Origin of the sequence: Hymenobacter frigidus (assembly GCF_014640435.1) — a bacterium.
Lineage (GTDB): Bacteria > Bacteroidota > Bacteroidia > Cytophagales > Hymenobacteraceae > Hymenobacter > Hymenobacter frigidus.
The window spans coordinates 1-8,282 of the sequence record NZ_BMGY01000078.1; the positions used below are offsets into that span (position 1 = coordinate 1).

6 protein-coding genes and 2 pseudogenes are annotated in these 8,282 nt (G+C 57.4%); 4 read left to right on the plus strand and 4 right to left on the minus strand.

The window, feature by feature from the left end; translation table 11 throughout:
* The coding region (locus tag IEW17_RS20205; RefSeq protein WP_188563875.1) for an IS630 family transposase at positions 1-601 on the plus strand (601 nt) is incomplete at its 5' end.
* A gap of 185 nt (positions 602-786) precedes the next feature.
* A complete protein-coding gene (locus tag IEW17_RS20210) occupies positions 787-1,074 on the plus strand; it encodes a hypothetical protein (protein WP_188563876.1) in 288 nt (95 codons plus the stop codon).
* A gap of 592 nt (positions 1,075-1,666) precedes the next feature.
* On the opposite strand, the gene IEW17_RS21145 is transcribed toward IEW17_RS20210, so the two are convergent.
* On the minus strand, positions 1,667-1,822 hold the full coding sequence (locus IEW17_RS21145; protein WP_229749173.1) for a hypothetical protein: 156 nt from the start codon (positions 1,820-1,822) through the stop codon (positions 1,667-1,669).
* Between the two features lie 290 nt (positions 1,823-2,112).
* Here IEW17_RS21145 and IEW17_RS20215 point away from each other — a divergent pair, with 290 nt between their 5' ends.
* Positions 2,113-2,919: a ParA family protein gene (locus IEW17_RS20215; protein ID WP_188563877.1), complete on the plus strand. Its 807-nt coding sequence runs from the start codon at positions 2,113-2,115 to the stop codon at positions 2,917-2,919.
* Positions 2,920-2,950: 31 nt separating this feature from the next.
* Complete coding sequence (locus tag IEW17_RS20220) at positions 2,951-3,298, plus strand: hypothetical protein (RefSeq protein ID WP_188563878.1); 348 nt, start codon at positions 2,951-2,953, stop codon at positions 3,296-3,298.
* A 440-nt stretch (positions 3,299-3,738) separates the two neighbouring features.
* Here the strand turns inward: IEW17_RS20220 and IEW17_RS21550 are convergent.
* The 3 genes and pseudogenes from IEW17_RS21550 to IEW17_RS20240 all read right to left on the minus strand — a co-directional run.
* Positions 3,739-4,119: pseudogene (locus tag IEW17_RS21550) on the minus strand (transposase); the annotation flags it as partial.
* A gap of 704 nt (positions 4,120-4,823) precedes the next feature.
* Positions 4,824-5,825: pseudogene (locus IEW17_RS20235) on the minus strand (IS701 family transposase).
* A gap of 34 nt (positions 5,826-5,859) precedes the next feature.
* Positions 5,860-7,047: a DEAD/DEAH box helicase gene (locus IEW17_RS20240; RefSeq protein WP_188563880.1), complete on the minus strand. Its 1,188-nt coding sequence runs from the start codon at positions 7,045-7,047 to the stop codon at positions 5,860-5,862.
* Positions 7,048-8,282: the final 1,235 nt, after the last annotated feature.

Sequence of the window (8,282 nt, forward strand, 5' to 3'; positions counted from 1 at the left end):
GCTTGACCTCTACGAACAGCCCTACGACGCGGACTACCCCGTCGTGTGCCTGGACGAGTCGCCCAAACAATTAATTGATCGGCAAGCGTTTACGACCGCCAACGGGCAACGCCGCCACGATTCGGAATACGTGCGGCGCGGCGTGGCCGAGTTGTTCGTGGCCACCGAGCCGCTGCGCGGCTGGCGCGAACGCTGCGTCGAGGACGACCACAGCGCCGCCACGTGGGTGCGCTTCGTGGCCCGGCTCCTGGACACGACCTACCGCACGGCCAAAAAAGTGCGCTGGGTCATGGACAACCTCGCCACGCACAAAGTCAGGTTCTTCTACGACCATTTCCCCCCCGACGTGGCCCAGGCGTACCTGCAACGAATGGAAATCATCTACACCCCCGTCCACGGTTCGTGGCTCAACATGGCCGAAATCAAATTCGCCGTTCTCAGCCGCCAGGTACTCAACCGCGCCTTTGCCGACAAAGCCGCCGTGCAAGCGGCTGTGGCGTGTTGGAAAGACCAACAAAATACAAAGCCCAGGCCGCGAAATTGGCAATTCAAAACCGCCGATGCCCGCATTAAACTAGCCAAACTATACCCGACTATTTAATATTTTTTAACCACTACAATCACGACCGACTGCACTCCAGCATTGGTTATCAAATCCCATATCACGCTCATCATCAACCTCTTCAAACTACTTCTCTAAGCTATTCAGCACAGCTAGAGCCCCTCGTTATTACTCGCTTCTCATTTGCTGCCCAGATGAAAACCTCTAAGAATGCCGCCTGCACTTTGACGTTAGACCCAGCGTTCGCGCACGAGCCGGACGTGGATATTGCCTCCTATTCCGACGAGTTGCACCCTGACGACACGGCTGAAACGGAAGCCGGGCTATGCCTCGTCTGTCATGACCTGTTGGCCTGGTACGAGCAGGCCTGCGCAGCCGGGCCTTCCCTCCTACCCGCCGGAGCCGAGGCCGCTATCGTTCCCGCTTCGCTGCCGGTTCCGGCAGCCACTTTTGCCTTCGCCGTCGGCCACCGCATGCAGCCCATCGTTAGCGCCCCGGCCGTCGTCACCTAGTGCGGCCAGCACAAAGGACGCCACCCCGCCACGGACCTCGTGCAGCGCATCAACGTTTACCGCCTTGACAACGGCCATTGGGATTGCTACCGCGTGGACGAACTGCAAGCCGCCTGACCTTTTACTTCTTCCACGCCAGTATCGGCAGCAGGCCGTGGTCGGTTGCGGACGAGTTGGAACCTTGCCGACACAGGCAGCGGGAAGGCACCGTTGACCCAGTGGCCAGCCTTTCCAATCAAGTCTTTTGTTCGTGCTGCGTGCGCATAACCGAGTCAGGGTCATTACTGGGTAAAATGTTTTACATGTTTAACCCACATTATTCATTCACAATAAGCTAGTGCACATCCGAGAACTCGTTGATGAACTGCTGGGTCAGTTAGGCTAGCAAAGCTCGTTCCCGCCCAGGTGTGACCTTTCTTTTTGGGGCAGTGGGGAAAAAGATTTCCTACAGCAGCGAAGTGAAAAAGCCAGTAGTCAGCCAAAGGTCTTCTTCGACCAATTGGCAATGCATCAGCTGTCGGGGCAAGTTGGCCCCTCGGATAATCCCAAAGCCCACCCGCAGCTTCGGCAAAGGGTCTGTACAAGCTTCCGGTTAGTCGCGCTCGGTGAGGCTCAGGCCCACGCGGTATTGGAATGCTTCATCACGAATCGCCGGTAAGTGGATGATTGGAACGGACGAAAAGACCGATTTGACTACTGCGAATACCAGGCGTGCCACCCCGTGCATGGATCCGATAACTTGCTGCATTTAAAACGTATTAATAAGTTTAGATGGTCTAACCAGTTTAAATGGGTAATCAAGCGCCAATTATTAACATCGTGAGCCTTCTTAACCAGGTAAAATGGTTTTTATTATTCAGAGTATTAAGCACTGATTTGCAGTATATTGAAACTATATGAGGTAGTTAAAACAGTTTATACATTTCAAATGGATAAAGAATATGGCCCGTACGTAATGTTTAATATTGTATGCCCATTCCAGCCAGTTATATTTGTTGTGCCATCCTAATTCCTGAAAACTTCATTCTCCGGCATCCCATGAAAAAGAAGAATCCCCCCGTGAAAGAAAAGCAGCCTCCGGTCATTATTGCGGTCGTTGGCCGCAAGGGGGGGGTGGGTAAGACCACCACCAGCCTGAATCTTAGCGGCGAGCTGGCCAGTCGCGGCTACCAGGTGCTTTTGGTGGACCTGGATGTGCAGGGCGATGCGACTTCCGCGCTTACCAGGGAAGAATATTCCACGAGCACGGGCCAGGTACTGCTGGCGGGAAGCGGGCTCCTGGATGCCTTGGTGCAGACCAAGCTGCCAACGCTCTGGCTGCTGCCCACGGACGATGACCTGAAGCCCCGTTCGAAGGAGTTGATTACCCACCGGCCCGAGGACTTCCGCTTCGCGCTCCGCGACGTGCTCGCGGCCGAGGCTGGCGGCTTTGACTTCGTCATTATCGACTGCCCGCCATCCCTGGAAGATATTACCCTCATCGGTCTGTGCGCCGCGACGCATTACCTGGCCCCGGCATTACCGAGCTACTTTTCCCTAAAATCCCTCAATAAGCTGGCGGAGCTGACAACCCTAATTCAGCAGGAGCCGGGCATGAACCCGAACCTGCGTTTTATCGGCCTCTTTTTTACCGATTTCAATCCCCGGGTGCGCAACACCCTGCACGCCGACATTGTGGCGGCCGCCAATCACCTTTTTCCCGGCCAAGTGATGGCCAATGTGCGCACGGATAAGCGGCTGGGGGATGCCCAGCGCGATGCCGTACCGGCCCAACTCCGTACCCCGGAGTCCAATGCAGTCGCGGACTTTCAGGTCCTGACCGACGAGGTGCTCTCACGCCTGTAGTCTTTTTTTATTCTCATTCTATTCTCCACCCATGGCTTCTTCCCCCGCCCCCCGCGATATCAACGACCTGCTAACCGGTGCCGGCCGTCCGCAGCCCCCCCGTCCCCCCCAGACGTCCTCGCCGGTTGCCCCTCCCGCGGCCCCGTCACAGCCGGCCAAACCGGAAGCGGCGCCTACTACCCGTAAGGGAACCTTCATCCTGACGGAGGCTAATGACGACGCCCTGCACCGTCTGAGCTTCTACACGCCCGGTCCCAAAGGGGAAAAGTCGTATTTGATTAACAAGGCCCTCGAAGCTTACTTGGCTCAGTTTCCCGACAGTCAGCGAGCTATTCCCGAGGGGGAGGACGTGCGGCGGCGTGGCCGCCGCCACCACTAAGTGGTCCTGCCGAATCCACCGGGCGTGATTTCGGGCAGTAGTTAGGGTGCGGATATCAGCAGTAACCCAGCAAGAAGCCACACTATTGCGAACTTTATTAGCTGTCACCTGCCGCGCAAGAAAACCGTCGAACTGTATTAACCAGTTTATATGTGTTGCCCATATAAGCTGGTTAATCCGGATTAATTGTAAGGGGTGATAAGTAGGATGGCCCAGGTGTAAGCAGTTCCAACACACAATTACATAGTGCGAAATGGCTGTGGGTCATGGCTTATTAACAGTAGCTCAAAAAGTTTTCCAGTGTGGAAATTCGAAACCCACTTTTTGACCCGTTAAAATGAGCCTTTCGGCTTCTCTGGCCAGGGCAGGGGAGGGGGTATCAGCATGGTGTAGTGGCTGTTGCATAGCTTATGGTCCATCTTTCATTGCCTGTATCCAAACTACGAGTGATAGCGGTGGTGCCACTGCCAGCAGCCCAAAAGCGGTCCTTGGAGTAGGGGCCTCGGCATAGCGATAGCTAGGGGTATCGTCCTCTTGGGCTGGTGCTTGAGGAGCTTTTTGAGATTGAAGGCAATCGCGGTCAGCAGCATCGTTTTGTGGGCACTGCTGCGCCCTCGCGTGTTCACGCGGCGCAGCCCATAGTACTGGAGCAGGCTCCCAAATACCGGTTCAGTGGTGCGCTGCCCCAAGCGGCGCATCCGTCGCCCCGGCCGGCTCTGCTGCCGGGCCAGCGCCCGGCGGTAGTGCGTGTCGTACGCCGTGCGAGTAATCTTACGGCTCTTGCTCTTCGGGATACAGGTTGGTTTACGCAGGCAGCGTCGACAATCGCCGGTGGCGGCACTGTTGCGCTTGGAGAGTCAACCGTCTTGGTCGGAATCAAAGCGTTTAAACGGCAGCGGCTTGCCCGCTGGGCAGGTAAAGCAATCCGTTGCCTTGTCATAGGTAAAGCCCTCGATTTCGGGCTTGTAATGGCCGAAGACGGGAATCCAGGGGGGGAGCGGGCTTCGGGCAGGGCATAATTCAGCCCGTTCGAGTAGTTGGTGTCCGCGCCAACGTCTACTACCGGTAGGTCGTGGGCCAGCAGCCGCTGGTACAGGGGCTCCACGATGCTGGGCAGCAGCAAGCTATCGCGGCGGTCGGCGAAATCGGCCTGCACGTGGCTGATAACGCCATGTCCCTCATCCACGGCCAGACTGCCCAGATAGTTGAGCGCGCTTGCCTTCCCCTAACAGATTTGTTGCTCGGCAGCCGCGCCTGCGGCCGGTCGCGCCATAACGGACCGCTGTCATTACGCAGGTAGCGGGCGTGGGCCGCGGCGACGCGCCGCAAGTGGTGCTCGGGGCTAGCGCGCAGGGCCTCCGGTGGGGCAAGCGGCGGTTCTACCCCTAACTCGCTGGCCACCTGCAGGACCGGCGCCGGCACGTCGGCGGACTGCTTTTCGCACGGGCTTTCGAGCGAGGCGTTGGTCTTGACGAAGGCCGAGTTCACCGCTTATGCGTCGAGGCAATAATGCTAATAACTGATGTTACGCACGGAGTTGACCGAGTTGCTGGTACATGGCTTTGAGCCCGACGGTGTAGAGCTGGGCTTTGAGGCGAAAATGGCCGATGCCGCACTTGAGCTTAAGCACTTCCAGTTTGGTGTAGGCCAGCACGGCGGCAAAGAAATGGGTGGCCTGCGTGGCCAGGGTTTTGGTGGGCGCCTTGCCCATGGAGGCATTCTGTTTGAGCGACTTGTGGTATTCTTCCACTTTTCACCGTCTCTGGTAAATCGTGGTCAGTTGGGCCTGGTCCAGGTCGGTGTCGCTGCTGACCAAATACAGCATGCCCTGACTACCGTCCTGGTTTGTAAAGACTTGTCTGGTTACGAGCACCGCTTCTCTAACGGCCCGCAAATAGACGCGCAAAGGCTGCGTATCGGGAAACACCAGCGACTGCACGGACTGGAACCGGCCCTGCGCGCGGTCGGCGTCGCTCAAGGCCACAGTGCGGCTGCTTTCGAGGGCAAAAACAACGTGATGGCCCAGGGCCCGCACCAGGGCCATGTTCTCGGCCGAGGCATACCAAGAGTCGGCCAGCAGGTAGCGGTAGGCCACCTGCGGCTGCGCCACGCGCAGCATCTGCTGCAGGTACTCGTTCTTGGTGAACGGACTCTGGTAGCTGGTTTTCTGGGTCTTGGGCTGGTAAACGGGCACGGTTTTGCGCACCAGCTCAACGGCGATGGGCAGGGCCAGCTCGCCGGCCTGGTAGAGCAGGCTGACGAAGTTCAGGCCCTTGACGTAGCGCTGCTGACTGTGGTCCCAATGGGTACAAATCAGCTCGTTGGCGGTGGTGTGCGCCTTTTCCAGCACCGAATCGTCCGCGATGAGCACGGCGAACTCGCCGGTCGGCCGCCGGGCCTCGGCCTGGCGAATCAGGGGCTTGGCCTGCCGCCAGATGTCGGCCGGGCCGTAGGTGGTCTGGCTCAGCCAGCGCGTGACCCGACGAATGCGTAACATCAGCTCATAAGCTGCTAAACGGGCTAAGATGACTAACGACTGCGTAACATCAGTTACTAACCTGTCAACATCCTAGATACTGGCGAGAAGCATCCACGTAGCTGATTTTGGTCGGGTCGAAGGCGGCCAAGGCCTGAGCCACCCAGTGCTCGTCCACTGTATCCTGGTACATCAACAGATGCACCGTCGCCGTTTCTTCCGGGTTCAGGCGCAACAGTCGACCAATGCGCTGGGCGGCCTTGCGCTCGTTGCCGAAGGCGTGCCAGATAATACCCACCCGCAGCTGGGGGATGTTGATGCCTTCCGAGAGCTGGGCCACGCAGGCCAGGCGCTGGATTTCGCCCGTATTGAACTTGGCCAGGTTCGCTTGGCTGTCTTTATTTTTAGAGTGGTAGGTATACTCGGCCTGTTGTTCAGCCTGCTGCTGATTGCAGGTAAAGAGCAGCACTTTCTCCGTAAACTGGCTGGCCAGGTGCGCCATGTAACGGCCCTTCCCCGGAAAGTGCATCAGGGCCTGCATGCGCAACAGGCGCAGCGTCTCGACGGGCAGCGCGTCCTGGGCCGCATTGGCCAGCCGCGTACTCCAGTACTGGTAGCTCTCGCGCTCGCTGGTCGTGAACTGGCTTCCCGATTGGAACGAGACCACGTAGTCCCGCACGGAACTCAGGGAGAGGCGGTGCACTACCAGGCGGTAGTCGTTAAGCAAACCGGCCAGCACGGCCTCGTCGGTCGTGTAATCAATCAGCATGGGGCAATAGGTGGCCACCAACCGGCCTTTTTCCGAATCGGCCTGCGCGGGGGGCGTACCGGTCAGGCCCAAGATGCTGTTCTGCTGCGCCACATGGATTTTCAGGCTTGGCTCGTGCGAGTCCTTAAGGGCATGGCACTCGTCGAGGTAGAGCTTGTGGTAGCGGCCGATGCTCAGCGTCTTGCTCAGCGAGCGGTAGGTGGTGAATTCAACCTGGTCGAGCAGGTGGGCCAGGCCAAATTTGCGCGCCTCCAGGGGCCAAGAGTCCAGGATGGCCTGGGTGGGGGCCGCGACCAGAAAGGATTTGGTAGCGGACCCTGATAGTCGGCTGCTCGCAAGCAGGCGGGCCATGTCGCGCAGGCCGATGAGCGTCTTGCCCACGCCCATGGCCACGCCTACCCCGGCTAGCTGTCGGTCCTGGACTACTGCCAGGATGTGGTCCTGGAGGGCTTGTCTTTTTGCCTGAGCCGGTGTGCCGACTGCTTGCACTGGAGAAGGGCTCATAAACAGAAAAGAGAAAGACCAGCCGGTGCCTGGTCCGTTGGCAAGCACTAAACACGACTGGCGGGGACGAACCGAGCGCGGGAAGCAATACACGGAAAGCCAAGCAACCCGTCGGTTCCGGTACGCATACCCGTGACCAAGTCTATCGGACCGGGTGAGGCGACGGGCAAAAAGCCGAGTGAAATGCTGGGTGAAAAGAGTAATGGGGTAGCAAGCGGAAGCAATGGTGAAAATGAAATAATTCTAAATTAGCTGCCGGTGGATATATACGATAGCGAGGTCTTTTGCGAACGCTGCGTAACAGACCCATCGGAAAATATCAACCGTTTTGGAAAAAGATGCCAGGCGCGGAAAAGACCAAAGCAGTCCGAGCGATAGTGGTGCGGGAGCAGTTGGGACAACTGGAACAGCTGCGTGAAAGAGACTGACTGGGTAGTCATGGCGGCTTGCTGTTTCTAAGAGCACAAGCTGAGTCTGCTGTTTAGCGCCCGGGTGATTGCTTGGGTGAAGTGCCTTTATTAAGTACAGCTTTGGTCAGCTTTTTTTACTAGCGGGCCAGTGCGACCTGCTTCTTCCTCCGCAGCCCGGCATCAGTTGTCCTTCAATTTATTGGTGCCAGATTTGGTTGGCATTAACCCTGGCTGCTGAGTTCCGCTAGCCTCTGGTTTAGAAATTCGGTTTCGCGCAGGGCCTGATGCAAGGCGCGGTGGCGGGCAATTACCTGCCGCCTAAAGTCAGCGGGAGTGATTTTGTGTGTCGTGCTCCAAATCTTCAAACTCACAATAACGAACCGCTCGGTACTGTGTAGAATGGATAGTTCGTGTAGGAACAGCCCCGACTTTTTCCCCACGTCGGCGGCACTGCTTGCTCATGAGTTTTTAGTGGCCGGGTCTTTCGTATTGGCCGACTGCCCCATAAAAGTTGGATGCCAGTGAGAGGAGGCGAGGATGGCGAAACAGCTAACTGTGGCGCGAAGAGAAAGACACGCTAAAGTGTTGTGGGCAGAGAGGGGTGGTTTCCGATGGGCAAGAAAAAGGCGGGGTAATGCCAACGGTCATTTTAGATGCTGGCGGTAAGCTGGCAATCTGGGGAAGCACTGCTTTGGCTCAATAATCTATCGGTTGGGTCGGTTGTTTTTCAGGTCGTGGGCGGGGGATTGTTACGGGCGCTTAAGTGGCCACGCATAAGTAACGGTGAATAATTGCGTGGTATTTTTGGCCTATGTTAGCTCCTTT